This window comes from Azohydromonas lata NBRC 102462, assembly GCF_001571085.1.
GTDB classification, from domain to species: Bacteria; Pseudomonadota; Gammaproteobacteria; order Burkholderiales; family Burkholderiaceae_C; genus Azohydromonas; species Azohydromonas lata.
On sequence record NZ_BCTC01000025.1, the window covers coordinates 15210 to 32209 of the forward strand.

Annotated in this window: 17 protein-coding genes; 7 read left to right on the forward strand and 10 right to left on the reverse strand. The window is 66.8% G+C overall.

Annotated elements, in window-relative coordinates; translation table 11 throughout:
• Positions 1–32 precede the first annotated feature (32 nt).
• The 4 genes from ALA01S_RS11315 (at position 33) to ALA01S_RS11330 (ending at position 4585) form a co-directional block, all read left to right on the forward strand.
• Complete coding sequence (locus ALA01S_RS11315; protein WP_066336113.1) at positions 33–803, forward strand: creatininase; 771 nt, start codon at positions 33–35, stop codon at positions 801–803.
• A 139-nt stretch (positions 804–942) separates the two neighbouring features.
• Positions 943–3360: a bifunctional diguanylate cyclase/phosphodiesterase gene (locus ALA01S_RS11320; protein WP_084267453.1), complete on the forward strand. Its 2418-nt coding sequence runs from the start codon at positions 943–945 to the stop codon at positions 3358–3360.
• A gap of 122 nt (positions 3361–3482) precedes the next feature.
• Positions 3483–3890, forward strand: coding sequence for an antitoxin Xre-like helix-turn-helix domain-containing protein (locus tag ALA01S_RS11325; protein ID WP_066336117.1), 408 nt, complete (start codon positions 3483–3485; stop codon positions 3888–3890).
• Positions 3887–4585 carry an RES family NAD+ phosphorylase gene (locus tag ALA01S_RS11330; RefSeq protein ID WP_066336120.1) on the forward strand — a complete coding sequence of 233 codons (699 nt, stop codon included), beginning with the start codon at positions 3887–3889 and terminating at the stop codon, positions 4583–4585. Before ALA01S_RS11325 ends, ALA01S_RS11330 begins: the two co-directional genes overlap by 4 nt.
• Before the next feature lie 49 nt (positions 4586–4634).
• Here ALA01S_RS11330 and ALA01S_RS11335 read toward each other — a convergent pair whose 3' ends face one another.
• The 9 genes from ALA01S_RS11335 to ALA01S_RS11370 all read right to left on the reverse strand — a co-directional run bounded on the left by ALA01S_RS11335 (position 4635) and on the right by ALA01S_RS11370 (position 12783).
• Positions 4635–5930, reverse strand: coding sequence for an amidase (locus ALA01S_RS11335; RefSeq protein ID WP_066336123.1), 1296 nt, complete (start codon positions 5928–5930; stop codon positions 4635–4637).
• Complete coding sequence (locus ALA01S_RS11340; protein WP_066336125.1) at positions 5927–6457, reverse strand: flavin reductase; 531 nt, start codon at positions 6455–6457, stop codon at positions 5927–5929. The genes ALA01S_RS11335 and ALA01S_RS11340 overlap by 4 nt, the downstream gene beginning before the upstream one ends.
• A gap of 20 nt (positions 6458–6477) precedes the next feature.
• On the reverse strand, positions 6478–7467 hold the full coding sequence (locus tag ALA01S_RS11345) for a PDR/VanB family oxidoreductase (RefSeq protein WP_066336128.1): 990 nt from the start codon (positions 7465–7467) through the stop codon (positions 6478–6480).
• Between the two features lie 53 nt (positions 7468–7520).
• Complete coding sequence (locus tag ALA01S_RS32880) at positions 7521–7673, reverse strand: hypothetical protein (RefSeq protein WP_157118929.1); 153 nt, start codon at positions 7671–7673, stop codon at positions 7521–7523.
• Between the two features lie 69 nt (positions 7674–7742).
• The gene (locus ALA01S_RS11350) at positions 7743–8870 is read right to left on the reverse strand and encodes a porin (protein WP_238455770.1); all 1128 of its coding nucleotides are present in this window, start codon (positions 8868–8870) and stop codon (positions 7743–7745) included.
• 85 nt (positions 8871–8955) lie between these two features.
• Positions 8956–9486, reverse strand: coding sequence for a tripartite tricarboxylate transporter substrate-binding protein (locus ALA01S_RS11355; RefSeq protein WP_169805900.1), 531 nt, complete (start codon positions 9484–9486; stop codon positions 8956–8958).
• 32 nt (positions 9487–9518) lie between these two features.
• Entirely contained in the window at positions 9519–9995 is a 477-nt protein-coding gene (locus ALA01S_RS11360; RefSeq protein ID WP_066336244.1) for an aromatic-ring-hydroxylating dioxygenase subunit beta, read from the reverse strand.
• Positions 9996–10045: 50 nt separating this feature from the next.
• Positions 10046–11320, reverse strand: coding sequence for an aromatic ring-hydroxylating oxygenase subunit alpha (locus tag ALA01S_RS11365; RefSeq protein WP_066336246.1), 1275 nt, complete (start codon positions 11318–11320; stop codon positions 10046–10048).
• A 98-nt stretch (positions 11321–11418) separates the two neighbouring features.
• Positions 11419–12783: an MFS transporter gene (locus ALA01S_RS11370; RefSeq protein ID WP_066336135.1), complete on the reverse strand. Its 1365-nt coding sequence runs from the start codon at positions 12781–12783 to the stop codon at positions 11419–11421.
• Positions 12784–13186: 403 nt separating this feature from the next.
• Between ALA01S_RS11370 and ALA01S_RS11375 the strand changes: the two genes are divergently transcribed.
• A complete protein-coding gene (locus ALA01S_RS11375) occupies positions 13187–14086 on the forward strand; it encodes a LysR family transcriptional regulator (protein ID WP_307189675.1) in 900 nt (299 codons plus the stop codon).
• 37 nt (positions 14087–14123) lie between these two features.
• Here the strand turns inward: ALA01S_RS11375 and ALA01S_RS11380 are convergent, their stop codons facing one another.
• Positions 14124–15299, reverse strand: coding sequence for an acyl-CoA dehydrogenase family protein (locus ALA01S_RS11380; RefSeq protein WP_066336143.1), 1176 nt, complete (start codon positions 15297–15299; stop codon positions 14124–14126).
• 338 nt (positions 15300–15637) lie between these two features.
• Here ALA01S_RS11380 and ALA01S_RS11385 point away from each other — a divergent pair, with 338 nt between their 5' ends.
• Positions 15638–16360 carry an EthD family reductase gene (locus tag ALA01S_RS11385; RefSeq protein WP_169805901.1) on the forward strand — a complete coding sequence of 241 codons (723 nt, stop codon included), beginning with the start codon at positions 15638–15640 and terminating at the stop codon, positions 16358–16360.
• 35 nt (positions 16361–16395) lie between these two features.
• On the forward strand, positions 16396–16962 hold the full coding sequence (locus ALA01S_RS11390; RefSeq protein ID WP_238455771.1) for a nuclear transport factor 2 family protein: 567 nt from the start codon (positions 16396–16398) through the stop codon (positions 16960–16962).
• Positions 16963–17000 lie beyond the last annotated feature (38 nt).

The following is a 17000-nucleotide window of genomic DNA, read 5'->3' on the forward strand; positions in this document are numbered from 1 at the left end:
TGCTCTTCGCGAGTATTGACAAGGAGTCTTGAATGGACAGCGTCCACATTGCCGAGCTGAGCTGGCCGGTGTACGACGAGAAGGTGAAGCACGGCCGCACCGTGGTGCTGCTGCCCATTGGGGCGCTGGAGCAGCACGGGCCGCACATGTCCATGAACCCGGACGTGCTGCTGCCCACGGCGATGGCCGAGCGGGTGGCCCGAAACATCGGCGCGCTGGTGGCCCCGGCCATCGCCTATGGCTACAAGTCGCAGCAAAAGAGCGGTGGCGGCAACCACATGCCGGGCACCACCAGCCTGGACGGGCTGACGCTCACCAGCACCATCAAGGACGTGCTCAAGGAGTTCGCCCGCCACGGGGTGCGCCAGGTGGCCATGGTCAACGGCCACTTCGAGAACTCCATGTTCATCGTCGAGGGCGTGGACCTGGCGCTGCGCGAGCTGCGCTGGGAAGGCATCCACGACTTCAAGGTCGTGGTGCTGTCCTACTGGGACTTCGTCACCGAGGACACCATCCGTGCGATCTACCCCTACGGCTTCCCGGGCTGGGCCGTGGAGCACGGCGGGGTGCTGGAGACCTCGTTGATGCTGCACCTGCACCCCCAGCTCGTGGACATGAGCAAGGCGGTGGACCAGGAGCCCGCCACGTTCCCGCCTTATGACGTCTTCCCGACCAAGCCGCAATGGACGCCCTGCAGCGGCTGCCTCTCCTCGGCCAAGCCGGCCTCCGCGGCCAAGGGCAAGCTGTTGCTGGAGGTGTGCGTGGAGGGCATCTCGCAGCAACTGCGCACGGCGTTTGACTGAAGCGGCGGCGGGCATGCCTTGAAGGGGTCCAGCGACCGCCGATCGTGACGGCGCCTCACGTTCATTGCATTGACGGGAGGTGACGACGGGCCCGGGAAGGAGTACAGCGATGCCTCTCTGTTCTCCTGCAGGCATGGCCATGGAAACCCATCGCTCCGACCACCACGGGCAACAGCGGCTGGAGCGTGCGCTGCGCACGCTCAGCGGCTGCAATCGGGCCCTCTTGCGCGCCCGGGAGGAGGCGGCGCTGCTGCAGGAAATCTGCCGCGTCGTGGTCGAGGATGGCGGCTACGCCCTGGCCCGCATCGGCCGTGCCGAGGGTGATGGGAAGCTGGGCTTCACGCCGCTGGCGCATGCCGGGCGCGGCATAGCCGATGCGGAGGTCAGGGCCCTGTGGTCCAGCGATGCCGAGCGCGACCGCAGTGCCACCGGCACGGCCATGCGCACCGGTGCCGAGTGCCTGATCAATGACGTGCAGGCTGAAAGTTATCCCGCCCTGTGGCGCGACTTCGCGCGCCGCCACGGGCTTGGCTCGGTGCTTGGGCTGCCGCTGCACATCGACGGCGCGCTGTTCGGGGCTTTGACCATAGGCGCGCCGGAGGCCGATGCCTTTGGCGCCGAGGAGCGCCAGGTGCTCAAGGAGGTGGCCGACGACGTCGCGTTCGGCCTGGAGTTCCTGCGCCTGCGCCAGCGGCGCGATCAGGCCGAGGCCGAGGTGCTGCGCCTCAACCGGGCGCTGCGCACGCGCGCGGCCGTCAACCGGGCGCTGGCGCAGGCGCAGGACGAGACAGCGCTGCTGCAGGAAATCTGCCGCGTGGCCGTCGAGGACTGCGGCTACCGGCTGGCCTGGGTGGGCTACATCGAGGCCGACGAGGCGCGCACGGTGCGCCCCATGGCGCACGCCGGCTTCGAGGAAGGTTTCCTGGCCCTGCGGCGCAGCATGACCGCTTCGAAAATCGGCCGCACCATGTCGGCCTGCTTCGACGTGGCCCGCCCCCTGGTCATGCACGACGTGACCCACAACCCGGCCTACCCGTTTCGCGAGGAGGCGCGCCGGCGCGGGTACGGGTCGCTCGTGACCCTGCCCTTGCATATCGAGGGCGAGCTGGCGGGGTCGGTGCAGATCCTGGCGGTGGAGACCGATGGGTTCAACGAACAGGAGGTCGAGCTGCTCATGGCCACCGTCGCCGACCTCGGCTATGGCCTGGGCGCGTTGCGGCAGCGCCTCAAGGCCCAGGCCGCCGAGGAAACGATCAGGCGCATGGCGTATTTCGACCCCGTGACTGGGCTGCCCAACCGGGCGCGCATGTGCCAGCTGGTGGCCGAAGCCATTGAGGCCGCGCGCGGCGAGCAGCGGTCGCTGGCCTTCGTGCGCATCGGCATGGCGCATCTTCAGGAAATCAACGAGACGCTGGGCAGTCTGGAGGTGGACAAGCTGGTGCAGGCCGTCGCGCAACGGCTGCAGCACCTGCTTGGCGGCACCGGCACCCTCGGACGGCTGACCGATGCGGAGTTCGCCGTCCTGCTGCCGCGCGCGGGCGCCGAGCAGGCCACGCAGCGGGCGCAGCAGCTCCTGGGCGCCCTGGACGCGCCGGTCGATGTCGCGGGCGTGCTGCTCGATGCGCGCTCCAGCGCGGGCATCAGCCTGTTCCCCGGGCATGCGACGGACGCCGGCGTGCTCATGCGCCGGGCCGGCATCGCGCTCACGCAAGCCCGCGCCACGGGCGCCGCGTTGCAACTCTTCAGAAGCGGGTTCGACCGGGAGTGCGCCCAGCGCCTGGAGCTCATGGGCGCGCTGCGGGGCGCCATCGAGCACGACGAGTTGCGGCTGTACTGCCAGCCCAAGCTCAAGATCGCGTCCGGCGAGGTCTGCGGCGCTGAAGCGCTCGTGCGCTGGCAGCATGCCCGCCTGGGAGAGGTGAACCCGGGCGAGTTCATCGGCCTGGCCGAGCAGACCGGGCTCATCACGCCGCTGACCTACTGGATGCTGGAATCGGCGCTGCGCCACTGCTATGCCTGGCGCCAGCAGGGCAGGACACAGCCGCTGTCGGTGAACCTTTCCGCGCGCGACCTGCACGACCCCAAGCTGCTGGCACGCATAGAAGGCGCGCTGGCCACCTGGGGCGCCGAGCCGGACTGGATCGAGTTCGAGCTGACCGAGAGCGCGCTGATGCTCGACCCGGTGGCCGCGCTGGAGAAGCTGCAGCAGCTCAAGCGGCTGGAGCTGCGCTTGGCCATCGACGACTACGGCACCGGCTACTCCTCGCTGTCATACCTGCAGCGCCTGCCGGTGGACGCCATCAAGATCGACCAGTCGTTCATCCGGAACATGCAGCGCGACAACGACTCTGCGGCCATCGTGCACTCCACCATCGACCTGGCCCACAGCCTGCGCCTGCTGGTCATCGCCGAGGGCGTGGAAGACGAGCAGACCTTCACCCGCCTGGCGGCCATGGCCTGTGACCAGGTGCAGGGCTACTGCATCAGCCGGCCCATGCCGGCGGAGCAGTTTTCGCACTGGTGCGTACAGCACGCCGGACAGCCGGGCCTGGCTTGATGCGGGGTGCCTGCCGCCCAGCCCCCGGGCCGGCTCCGTCTTGAAGGGTGGATTTTCCCGATGGGAACAAAATAAGGTTGTTTGTCCCAAATGGTACTATCACGGCGTTACCGTGAGCTGCCATGGCCCTTACCGCCCCCCAACCAGCCAGCCTGAGCTCGCCGCAGACGGCGGCTTCGGCCTTGGCGGTGTTCTTCCGCATTGCTGACCGCTGGGGCCTGAGCCCTGCGGAGAAGCAGACCCTGCTGGGCGTCAGCCGCACGGTCTTCTACCGCTGGCAAGCCGGGCAGGTGACGTCCGCGCTCGATGCCGTGACCGCCGAGCGGCTGAGCTACCTGTTCCGCATCTACGGTGCGCTGCAGGTGCTGCTGCCCATACGCGAGCGCTCCGACGCCTGGGTGCGCCAGGCCAACAGCGCGCCCTTGTTTGGCGGCGGCACGGCGCTCTCGCGCATGCTGGGCGGCCGGGTGGGGGACCTCAAGGAGGTGGCCGACTACCTCGACGCGCAGCGCGGCGGGGACTTCGCTTGACGCTGCCGCCCTGCATCGCGCCGCCCTGGCGCCCGTCCTACCGGCTGGTGCCCAGCCGCTTTCCGCCGGTCTCCCTGTTCGACGACGTGGCGACCGCCGACGAGCTGGACGCCGTGTACGCCGTGCAGGCACTGACCAATCCGCGGCTGCGCCAGGAATTGGGCGAAATCGACCTGGTGCCCAGGGAAGAGCGCGTCGTTGGCCCCGGCAGCACGCCGGTGATGGCGGCGTTCACTTACCTCAATCGCAACGGCTCGCGCTTCAGCGACGGCAGCTGGGGCGTGTATTACGCGGCGGAAAGCGTGGAGACGGCGGTGGCGGAGGTCAGCCACCACAGCGGCCGTTTCCTCGCCGCGACGAAGCAGCCGGCGATCGAGGTGGACTACCGCGCCTACGTGGCCGACATCGTGCAGCCGCTGCACGACATTCGGGCCGCGGAATGGGCGCACGCGCACGCGGCGGACAGCTACGCCGCGTCCGTGGCTCTCGCGCGTGAGCTGCGCGCGGCCGGCTCCTGGGGCCTGCTGTACCGCTCCGTGCGCCGCGAGGGCGGCGAGTGCGTCGCGGTGCTCCGGCCCAGGGCGGTGCAGTTGCCGGTGGTCCAGGGCGCGCATGTCAGCCTGGTGTGGGACGGGGAGCGGATCGCCGGTTGGTACGGGAAGTCGGCTTGGCAGGCGGTGGGGAAGGCGGGCTGAAAGAGGGCGCACCCCAACCCACTCCACGCGGCGGCACCCTCCGGCGCCCTCAAGCGATCGCGCCATGCACGCAGGCCGCCGCCTCCAGCAGCGCACGCTCCTGATCGCGGTGGCCCACCAGCTGCAAGCCCACCGGCAGGCCCGTGGGGCCAAGCAGACCCGGCACGTTGGCGCAGGGCAGGCCCAGCAGGGTCCAGACTCGGCTGAACACCGGGTCGCCCGTAGCGGCCAGCCCGCGCGGCGCCTCGCCGGGGGCGGCAGGGACGAGCAGGGCGTCCACGTCGCGCATCAACAGCGCCACGGCCTGCCGGCCGCGTGCCGCCTGGGCCAACGCCTCCTCGTAGCGGCTGTCCGGCGTGTCCAGGCCCGCCTGTATCAGCTCGGCCAGCGGGCGGCTCAGTTGGGGCCTGTGGGCGCGCCATTGCGGCGCCAGGCTGCGAGCGGCTTCCCAGGCCATCACCGTCTTTTGCACCTGCACGAGGCCGGCCAGGTCGGCGGGCATGTCCAGCCGGCGCAGCGGCACGCCGGCCGCTTCCAGGCGGGCCAGGCCGCGGTTCCAGGCCTCAAGGCCGCCGGCATCCAGCGCCTGCCCCTCGTGCGTGCGGCACACGCCCAGGCGCAAGGCGCGCGGCGGCCGGCGCTCCAGCGCGGCCCAAGGCTGCCCGGCCAGGGCGCAGCGCATCAGCTCCAGGTCGTCGGCCGTGCGCGCCAGCCAGCCCAGCGTGTCCAGCGAGGGCGCAAAGGGCTTCACGCCCGCCAGGCTGAAGGCGCCGTGCGTGGGTTTCAGCGCGAACACGCCGCAGTAGGAGGCCGGGCGTATGAGCGAGCCCGCCGTCTGCGACCCGAAAGCCAGGGGCACCATGCCGCTGGCCACGGCCGCCGCCGAGCCGCTGGAGGAGCCGCCGGGCGTGTGATCCGGATTCCACGGGTTGGCCGTCGGCCCGGGCGTGAAGTAGGCGAACTCGGTGGTGACGGTCTTGCCCATCACCACGGCACCGGCGGCCCGCGCCGCGGCCACCGCCTGCGCATCCGCCCCCGGCCGGTGGCCCCGGTAGATGGGCGAGCCGTGGCCGGTGGGCAGGTCGGCCGTGTCAAAGATGTCCTTCACGGCCAGGGGCACGCCGGCCAGCAGCCCCGGCACCTCGTTGGCCGCCATGCGCCTGTCCACGCCGCGGGCCTGCGCCAGGGCCAGCGCCGGATCGAACACCTCCCAGGCGCGCAGGCGGGGCTCCAGGGCCGCGATGCGCTCCATGGCGGCGCGGGCCACGTCCTCCGCGCGCAGGCGTCCTTCCAGCAGGGCCGTGCGGATGCTCACGGCATCCGGTGCATCCAGGCCGAGCTTCATGCCGCCTGGTCCAGCACGTGGTAGTTGCGGTTGAAGTACACCAGCCCGGGCGGCACGTTGGAGGCGTCCGCCACGACGATGCCCCGCAGCTCGACGATGAACACGCTGTGCGTGCCGATGTCGTGCGTGGCGACGATCACGCCGTCCAAGTTGGCCAGCGCCCCTTCCAGCGCCGGTGCGCCGGTGGCCAGCCGCCGCCAGCCGCAGCGCTCGAAGCGCTGCTCCATGGACACCTCGCGGTTGGCGAACATGGCGGACAAGGCCTGCTGCCCGGCGCTGAGCACGTTGACGCACAGCACCTGGTTGCGCGTGAAGAACCGGTGCGCGAACGACGAGCGGTTCATGCACACCAGCACGGTGGGCGGCGCGTCGGTGACGCTGCACACCGCGGAGGCCGTGAAGCCGGCCAGACCGGCTTCGCCGCCGGTGGTGATCACGGTCACGCCGCCGGGCAGCAATGACAGGCCGGCGCGGAAATCGGCGGCGGAGGGAAGGCTGTGGGTCGTCTGGGACAGGCAGGCGGACATGGCATCAACTCCTCAAGATTTCAAAGGTCGAGCACCAGGCGCTGGGAGCGCGCGCGGGAGCAGCAGACGATGATCTGGTCGTTGGCCGACCGCTCCTCGTCGGTGAAGTAGGCGTCCCGGTGGTCCGGTTCGCCTTCGAGCACGGCGCAGGCGCAGGTGCCGCACACGCCTTGTTCGCAGGACACGGGCACGTGGATGCCCACGGTCTTGAGCGCGGCCAGCAGGCTTTGGTCGGGCGCCACGCGCACCTCCTTGCCGCTGCGCGCGGCCACGACGTCGAAGGCGGCGTCGTCGCCGCCAGGCGCCGCGGCCGGCGCCGAGAACAGCTCGCGGTGTAGGGCCCGCTCGTCCAGGCCGGCGCCGCGGGCCTCGGCGGCCACCCAGTCCATGAAGCCCGCCGGACCGCAGACGTAGACGTGGCGGTCGGCCGGGGCGGCGCGCAGCACGGCGGCCGGGTCCAGGCGCTGGGTGCCCTCGCCCTCGCGCTTGCCCTCGATTTCGCTGAAGTGCAGGTGCACCCGCTGCGCCCAGGGCACGGCGCGCAGCTCGTCCAGGAAGGCGGCCCGCCCGGGGTTGCGAACGCAGTAATGCAGCTCGAAGGCCGCGCCCGTGGCGTGCAGCGCCCAGGCCATGGCCAGCATGGGCGTGATGCCTATGCCGCCGCCCACCAGCACGCTGTAGGGCGCGCCCGGCTCCAGCGGGAAGTGGTTGCGCGGCGCGCCTATGCGCAGCCGCGCCCCTTCGGTCAGCGCGCTGTGCACGGCCGTGGAGCCGCCGCGCGAGGCCGGGTCGCGCAGCACGCCCAGCCGGTAGGCCTGGCGCTGGCGCGGGTCGCCGCACAGCGAGTACGGGCGCACCAGCCCGCCGGGCAGGTGCACGTCCACGTGGGCGCCGGCCGAGAAGGCGGGCAGCGGCGCACCGTCCGAGGCGGCCAGCTCCAGCACGGCCACCGCCTGGCCTTGCAGCTCACGGCGGCGCACCACCACGTCGATCAAAGCTTGCGTATTCATGTTGAATCTTGTCCTTGGAGCCTGTGGCCAATAAGGGCAGGCCGTGTTTGGAATCAATACTTCCCGGCAAACCAGACCAGGTATTCATGGGCCTGCCCTGCGCGATCCATACCGTTGCGCAAGACCTGGAAAAACTGGAATGCCTTGCCAGGCCGTTGGGGTTTGATCACGGCATCAACATTAAGCGCCCGCTTGACCCGGGTCAACTTCGCATTTCAAATGGGCACCATGCATGGCACGAATGCAGTATTTGGGCGCTGCCCGCTGGCTGTAATTTAAAAACGGTGCCTGAGGCCCACCCGAATGGCGCTCTGCTGGCCATTTGCGGCTTGAATCCCGCCGCCAAATACCGGGTAGGCGTTGTATCCATCGTCCAGGCCACGGACGAATGAGAGATACACGTCGCTTCGCTTGCTGAGCAGATAATCGGCCACGGCAATAAAGGCCTTGGCATTGCCGACGCCATGGTTGCGGTCCTGGAATTGATAGGCCGCGCTCAAATCCAGGCTGCCGGTGACCAGGGCACCGACGCCGATTTCGTAGGTCTTGGCTTTCAATGCGCTCGGGACATCCGTGGCCGAGGCCCATGAGCCGAAGGCCCGCGCCGAATCGAATTTGTAGATGAAGCCGACGGCGCCAATGCGCTTGGCGGCCTGGCCGGCAGCGTCCCACGTTTGCACGGACGAAACGCCCATGCCCAGCCTGCTCCCCGCGTAATCGGCCCGCAGGCTGACGGCCCGCCCCGCCTTGGAGTCGCCCGCGACCTCGCCGAAGCCGTACATCGCGCCGGCGCTGAATCCTGCGTATTTCTCGGACTCCAACTTCACCGAGTTGTTCGTGCGGTCCCCGGCGTACAAATGGTTGTTGAGCAGGGTTCCATGGGCGGCGTCGGCGTGTAAACCCCAGGCCAAACTGCCCGCTGCGGATTGGGCGCCCATGGCGTATTGGGCGCCAAAACCCGCCATGAAATCGTATTGGCGTCCCATCGTCAGGGTGCCTAGACCTTTTTTCTGCAGGCCGACATAAGCCTGCCGGCCGAAAAGCAAGCCGCCTTGTCCTGAAGAGCCGTCGTCCGCGTTAAACCCCGACTCCAGGAGGAAAATGGTGTTGAGGCCTGAACCAAGGTCTTCCGTGCCCCGGATGCCCCAGCGGCTGCCCTGCGCCTGCCCGCTGTCCATACGCGTCAGGCTGGCGCCGGTGGGTTTTGTATGGGAGTAATGCGTCACGCCGAGGTCTATCAGGCCATAAATGGTGACGGCGTTTTGTGCAAAGGCCAGCGGCGCGGCCAGGCACAGCGAGGCGGCAAGCAGGCTGCGTATATTTTTCATTGCAATTCCCCAGGTTTTTGTCAAAGCTTGGGCAAGGCCAATATTCAAATTGGTCTTGCTGCTGTTGAATGCCATTCACGGAAAGCACACGGCCCCGGTGGCTCGAACGCCGGCTGCCGCGGTGGGCAGCGTGCCCGGGGCGCCCAAGGCCCCTGCGGGTTCAATCCTCGGCGGGGTAGCCCGTGGCCTTGACGATGGCGCCCCAGCGCTCCAGGTCGGCCTTGACGGGGGCGGTGAACGCCGCCTGGTCCATCGAGTAGGCGTCCAGGGCCAGCTTGTCCAGCGTGCCCGTGAGCTCCGGGGACCGTGCCGCGGCGGTGACCGCGGCGTAGGTGTCCTGCACTGCCGCGGCGGCATAGGACGCGTCTTTCGGGCGCTTCCTGCACCAGTCGACGAACTGCGCCAGCGTCGTCACGGAGGCGGGCACCATGGGGCCGACGACCAGCGCGATGGGCTCCGACGCGACGGGCGCCACGGGGATGATGTCCGTGTCCGTGTGGTACGCGAGCTTGCGGAAGACATGCGGGTAGATGGCCAGGATGGGGTCCGCCGTCATCAGCAGCGTCTTCGCGTCGGCCGGGCTGCCCAGCATCTGCGTGACGGCCAGCCGGCCGCCCGCGCCGGGCTTGTTCTCGGCGATGACGGCGGCATCCTCGCGGGCCAGCTTGGGTGCCAGTGCGCGTGCCAGCACGTCCGCCGTACCGCCTGGGGGAAAGCCCACCTTCACAGCACGTAGCCGACGGTGGAGAGCGTGTCGATCGAATTGATCAGGCGCACCACCTTGCGCCGGATGCGCCAGGTGTCGCCGTTGCGCACCAGGTCCCAGGTGACGTCGGCGGTGTGCTGGTGGAAGCAGCCCTTGCGGAAGTCGCGCAGGTCCTGCGCGCCGCGCAGCGTCACGGCGCCCGCGTCGCCGCGCAGGATGCGCAGCCGCGAGACGTTGCGCACGGTGCGCGCGCGCGGCTGGGTGGAGACGGACTCGCCGCTGGCCAGCCGCGCCACGCGCCTGGCACGCATGTCGGCATCGTCGTTGGCGTAGTTGAGCGTGTTGGCGAAGTCCTCGGTGTCGGGGTCTATGGGGACGACGTAGAGCCCGTCAGGCGTCCACAGGTCCAGCCAGGCGGCGTATTCGGCGTGGTCCAGCAGGTCGGCCTCCGCCCAAACGAAGGCGGTGGCGCTGTTGAGAAGGTCGAGATTCATGACGGTGGGCATAGGGATGGGTGAATCGGCAGGCGTCATTGCGCGTGGGGTCAGGCCGTCATCAGCTTTTTCCACTGCTGGTAGGCCGCGCGCATGCCGGTCTCGGCGCTGACGTCGCCCGCGCGGCCGTCGGCGGTCAGGCGCTCGCCGGGCAGGCCGCGGTTGAGCAGGATCCACAGGTCGCGGCCCGCGCTGGAGCCCTTTTGCACCCGCTCCCAGGCCTCGGAGTCGTCCGGCGTGCCGAAGCCCATGGGCCCCTGGAAGTGCTCGTGCAGGCGCAGCCGCGCCTGGTTGGCCACCGCGGGGCCGCCGTCCATGGTGATGACGGCGTGGTGGATCTCGGTCTCGTCCACCGCTACCGGCTGCAGCACGCGGAAGAAGGCCATGGAGCAGGCGACGTTGGGGAAGAGGTTCAGGTTGAACCCCGTGCCGCCCACGGCGCGGACGATGCGCCGCACCTGCGCCTCTTCGTGCCCCTCGTCGCGCAGCGCCTGGGCCAGCGCCTCGAAGCGCTCGGGGATGGGATCGTCGAGGTGGGCCTCCAGGTCGATCAGCTCGGGGATCATGACCATCACGCTGTGGCCGTTGCCCAGGTCCTCGACGTAGCCGGGGCCGCCGACGAAGTCCAGCATGCGCTCGGTCTGCGGGTCCACGGAGCTGAGGAAACTCTTGTGCACCAGCGGGAAGTGGTAGGCGTCGGTGGTGTTCTCCAACTGGATCTTCCAGTTGCCGGGGAAGCGGAAACGGTGCTCGCCGGCCACCTTGACGGGGTAGCCCGCGCCCTGCTTCATGAAGAGGTCCATCCACTTCCTGGCCGGGCCCAGCCACTGTTCCAGCGGTGCCATGTCGTCGCGGAAGGTGGCGAAGATCATCCCGGCGTACTGCTCCACGCGCAGGCTCACCAGCGGGAGCTCGCCCTTGTCCAGGCAGTCGCCGTAGCTCTGCGAGTGCGGCACGCCGCGCAGCGAGCCGTCCAGCGCGTAGGCCCAGCCGTGGTAGGGGCACACGAAGCTGGCCGTCTTGCCCTTCTTGTGCTCGCACACGGTGGCGGCGCGGTGGCGGCAGCGGTTGAGCAGCACGTGCACCTGGTTCTTGCGGTCGCGCACCACGATCACCGGCTCCATGCCCACCCAGTGCGTCTTGAAGCTGCCCGGCTCAGGCAATTCGCTGGCATGCGCCACCCAGACCCAGCAGTTGCGAAAGATCCGGTCCATCTCCTGGTCGAAGAGGGCGGGGTCGGTATAGAGCGAGGTGTGGACGCGGTCTTCGCGCACCAGGTCGGCGACCGGACGCTGGAAATTCAAGGGGAAGGTCGGGGCATTCATGGTCGATATCCAAAACAGGGCAAAGGGGGCAAAGGGGAGCTTGCGGGGCGCCTTGTTTTCCAGCGGCACCCCGGGCTGCCCCGGAGAGGGCGTGACGCTCAGGTGGGCAGCACGGTGGTGGCCGGCGGATTCACCGTGCCGCGCACTTGCCGGTCCTTTTTCCGCAGCGCCGCCGGATAGGTTTCAGGCGTGAGCACGGCCGCCAGCAGCGTGATGGCGCCCATGGCCGCCAGGTAAATCGCGATGGGCACGCCGGAGCGGTAATGGGCGAGCAGGGCGGTGGCGATCACGGGCGCCAGGCCGCCGCCCAACACCGAGGCCACTTCGCGGCCGATGCCGATACCGGAATAGCGCAGCCGTGCCGGCAGCAACTCGCTGATCAGCGCCGGTTGCGCGCCTTCGAGCAAACCCAGCACGAAGCCATTGGCCAGGACGAAGGCCGTGACGACCAGCGCGGGCTGCCTGGTATCGAGCAGCAGGAAAAACGGGTAGGCCAGCACCACGACGGCCAGGGAGCCCGCGATGTAGACGGGTTTGCGGCCTATCTGGTCGGTGAGCCATCCGGCCAGCAGGGCAAACGGAATCATGGCCACCATGGAGCAGGTGAGGGCGCCCAACACGAAGGCATCGGACAAGCCCAGGAACTTGCCGTAGGCGATGGAGAAGGCGAAGAAGATCCACGACGCCGTGCCTTCACCCAGCCGCAGGCCGAAAACCATCAGCACTTCCTTGGGGTGCTGGCGCAGCACTTCCACCAGCGGCGCCTTTTCCACCTTTTCCTTTTTCGTGGCGCAGGCGAATTCCTCGCTCTCGCTCATGTGGGAGCGCAAATACACGCCCAGGGCAATGAGCAGCACGCTGGCCAGGAAAGGCACGCGCCAGCCCCAGTCCAGGAAGGCGTCGCCCGAAATGCGCTGCATCAGCATGAAGGCGCCGGTGGAGAGCACGAAACCCACCACGGCGCCGCACGGGCTCCAGGCGGAGAGAAAGCCGCGGCGGTGCTGGGGCGCGTTTTCGCTGATGATCAAAATGCTGCCGCTCCATTCACCGCCGGCGGCCAAACCCTGCACCAGGCGCAGCAGCACCAGCAGCAGCGGCGCGGCAATACCGATGTCGGCATAACTGGGCAGCAGACCCATCAGGAAGGTCGAGACGCCCATGGCGGCCAGCGTGAGCGTCATGGTGAATTTGCGCCCGAGCCTGTCGCCAATATGGCCGCACAGCATGCCGCCGAAGGGGCGGGCAATGAAGCCGACGGCAAAACCGCCAAAAGCGGCAATGGTGCCGGTCAGCGGATCTTCGCCGACAGGGAAGAATATCTTTCCAAACACCAGCGCCGCGGCCGTGCCGTAAAGGAAAAAGTCATACCACTCCAGGATTTGGCCGATGACCGAAGTGAATACCGCTTTCCTGACGCCGCTTGTTTTCGCCGGGGCCTGTGGCCCATTGCGTTCATTGCTCATATAACTGCCGCCCACGAGGGTTGAAAAAATGGAACGCAAAACTTTTTCTTCACGTTCCGGCATGCATAAACATTAATTTCTGCCTTGATCTGGGTCAACTTCGTTTTTTGGATTTGCCGCATGCATGGCGCGAATCGGCCGCATTCGCTAAATGTGCGGGATTACCCTGAGCTCAAATGCAAATGCACAAAATGCTTGCAAACTTGCACCATGGTTAACCCTGGGCGCACCAAGCTGGCGCAGAGGAGATGGGTGGGGAATTTGCCCCAGGCAGCTCCTTGCCGGCTCCATCGACGGCATGCAGGGGGCACCTCCCGTGCGCCGGGCGCGACAAGGTGCGGGGCTATACTGAATGGATGGAATGTCGAGAGGTTTTTCTATGAGAAGTGTGAGCCTTTCGAACGTGGATCTGAATCTCCTGAAAACCTTCATGGCCATTTGGGAATTCAGGAGCCTGACCCAGGCCGGGGATGTTTTGCATTTGAGCCAGCCCGCCGTCAGCCATGCTTTGCGCCGGCTGCGGGAGGTTTTCGACGACCCTTTGTTCGTGCGCAATGGTGCCGTCATGGTGCCCACGGACGCAGCGGCCCGGCTTCACGCCCCCATAGACGACGCCCTGGTGATTATTCGCGGTGCGCTGCAGCAACACGCCAAATTCGACCCGGCCACTTCAGTACGGAGTTTCCGGCTCGCCATGTCCGACATGGCCGGTTTGCACGTGTTGCCGCTGCTGTTTGCCGCACTGGCCGAAGAGGCGCCTTTTGTGCGGGTGGAATCTCGCCAGGTGCCCGTGGAGGAATTGGGCGTAGCCATGCGCAATGGCGACATCGAAGTCGCCATTGGTTATTTGCCCGGCTTGGGAGACGAATGCCTGGGTGAAATGATGCTGCAGGACGATTTCGTTTGCCTGCTGCGTTCAGGCCACGCGCTGGCCGCGCAGGAGCTGAGCCTGGCGGATTTGAATGGGCTGCGCTATGTGCACGCGGAAACCACGGCCACGGGCCACGGCCTGGCGGAAAACGCCCTGCAGGCGGCGGGCGTGCGGCGCAATATCGCGGTGCGCATTCCGCATTTCACGGTCTGCCCGCACGTGGTGGCCAAGACCGATTTGGCGCTGGTATTGCCCCGCACCATTGCCAAGGCTTTCAATGAAATGGGCGCTTTCGTGATCAAGGACATGCCCATAGAAATGCCCGTCATCCTGGTCAAGGTTTACAGCCACAAGCGGTTCCAGGCGGATTCAGGCATTGCCTGGCTCCGCTCGAAACTGGTTCAGCTTTTGGGCCCGATACCAAGCACGTGACGGGCCACCGAAACAGCAGCCCCTAGCGGGGAAAAAATCAAGGATAGGGCACGCTGGGCGAAACGCCCGCGAATATGGCACCGGCGCTGTCATAGGTGGCTTCGCTGAGCGTGGCGTGCTGCGTCACGACCATGGCATCGCGCACCAGCCATTGAAGCCGGTTGTTGTTGAATATGGCCGACATGCCTGCCAGTTTGTAGGCGCTGTTGATCACGTCCGCGCAGGTATGGGCGGCGTTGGTGGCGGCCAAGCGCACGCGGTTGGTTTGCTGCAGCGTCAATTCATCGCCGCGCGCCAGCACGTCCCAGGCGGATTCCGTCGCCTCGTAATAGAAGGCCCGCGCGCTCAGATAGTGGGCCTGCGCGCGTCCGAGGGCCATGCGGTAATAGGAGCGGTCGGCCAGCTTGCTGGTGCCCTGGGTGGCATTGCCCACGCCGCCCATTTCAATCAGGATTTCCAGGGCGGCCTTGGCCAAACCCAGGTTGACGGCGGCGTGGACCTGGGCCTGCAGCGCCACCGCGGGATACCGGAAAATCGGCTCGTCCACCGTGACGGCGCCGCCGCGCACGAAAGTCCAGTCATCGGCCACGAATTCATTGTGCAGTTGCAGGTCATGGCTGCCCGTGCCCTGCATGCCCACCACGTCCCAGTTGTCGATGATTTCCACGCGGGACGCCGGCAACACGGCCGCCAGCGGCTTGCCGGCCATGCCGTTGGGTCCGGCGGCGCCTATGCCCACGCTGAGCCAGTCGGCGCACTTGCACCCGCTGGCAAAGCGCCAGCGGCCGCTGACTTTCCAACCGCCATGGACGCGCTGCGCGGGCTGTAGGGGATACAGCCCCCCGCCATAAACCTGGTCCGGCCCGTCGGCATAAATCATGGCCTGGGTTTCCAGCGGCAAGGCCGCCAGATAGGTATTGGCCGAACCGAAAGCCGCGACCCAGCCCGCCGAGCCGTCGGCCTCGGCGATGCGCTCGACCATTTTCAGGAAATCGGCCGCGGGTAATGCGTCACCGCCAAAGCGTTTGGGCGTGGAGGCACGGAAAATACCGGCTCGCTTCATGGCATTCACCACGTCGCGAGGCATGTGGGACAATTTCTGGAAATCATTTCGCCGGGCCTTGATCAGTTGGATCAGGTCGGAAAATGCCGCCTCCTTGTCGATGGATTTGGCCGGCAGGGTTTCATTTTCACAAGAAATGACTGCGCTCATGCTGCATGTCCTCACGATGGGTTGATTGCGCTTCGATGCCACTGGAAATTGAGGTGGGCCAAGCGCTTGGGTGAAAGATGCTTGACGCCCATCAAGAAGTCAAATGCGCGATGCCTATGCATTGCATGCGGGCGGCGAATTCAAGGCCGTTGCGAAGAAGCAAATCCAGAAAAATCAGCCGCTTGCCAGCGCATTCGCGAGACGAATCTGCTGTATTGGCGATATGAATTTGACGGACATCAAGCTGTTGCCCAAAGATGTATTTTCAGCAGACGGCTTGTCAACCGTTGAAGCGCTCTTCCCATCAACAGCAAGGCGGTATTCCTTGCAGGATGCTCATGAATTACTGCTTATTCCTGCTGGCGCAGGCCGACAAAACACAGGCCAACCTCGTTGCGGCATCGATAAGCCCGGCTTTTGTCCGCTCCCTGCGTGCCATTCCCGGTTTGGCTCGGCTGACGGTGCATCGCGCCGGTGGCCGGGCGCAGGACCCTGCAATCGCGCATGGCGAAGGGCCGGCAGGGGTGTTTCAGTTTTACTTCGGCGATTTGCCGGCGCTGGAGGCTGCGCTGGCGCGTGGCGCGGCGCTGGATTGCGCCTGGCGCGGGAGCGACGTTGCGGCACTGCAGGATTTGCGCTGGAGCCAGCAGGTCATGGCCGTGCGCCGTTATGCCTTGGCGACGGCCTGGCCGCGACAAGAAAAAGCGATCCGCCAAGCCTGTACCTATTTCGTTTCCTATGAGGGGCGTGCTGCCGACGACGAGGCCTGGCTGGCCCATTACCTGCGCCATCACCCGCCGCTGATGAAAAAGCTTCCCGGCTTGCGCGCGCTGGAGGTGTATTCCCGGGTGGACTGCGACAGTGGTCTGGCCATTTCAAAATCGCGGGCACTCCAGCGCAATCTGGTCATGTTCGATTCCCTGCAGGCATTGAATGAGGCGCTCGATTCTCCGGTGCGGCGGGAGTTGCGGGCGGATTATGAAGGTTTTCCTGCGTTTGAAGGCGTCAGCCCGCATGGCGCCATGGAGACGGAAATCCATGCGCCGACGCTGCGGGTTTGAAACCCCCCTCTCCAACCTCATCTGAGATTTTCACCATGCCCAGCACCATGAACGATTGGCCTGCCGACGCGGCAGAGGTGTTTCGTCGCCTGTCCGCGGAGTCGGATATCCGGCGCCTGATTTCTCGTTACATGCGCTTGTGCGACCTGCCCTTGCCAGATGCCGACCTTTCCGAGGCGCAGCGCGTGCATGCCATTGCCGCGCTGTTTTGCGAGGACGGCGTATGGGAAGGCGTGGGCGAATATTATGAAAACCAGTTCGGCCGCCTGGAAGGGCGAGCCCGAATCGCCGGGCACTTCAGCAATTTTTTCAATGCGCAGGAACCGCGGTTGATATTCAATTGCCATTATCTGACCACGGAAAATATAGAGGTCAAGGGTGATGTCGCCGAGGGCCTTTGGGTCCAGTTCCAGCCCTGGATTTACGCAGACAGTTCGTCCTTGCTGCGCTCCAGCCGGCTGCGCTGCCTGTTTCGCCGTGAACAAGGCGTCTGGAAAATTGCGCATTACCGGACGGAGAATGTATTCATCGCGCCGCTGCCCCCAGGGTGGGCGACAACGTTCCCCAAAAGCTTCTCCTTGCTCCGGTCTGCGCTGTCTTGAGAAGCCGGGGCCCGGGTCAAGGTGCTGCTTATTGTGTC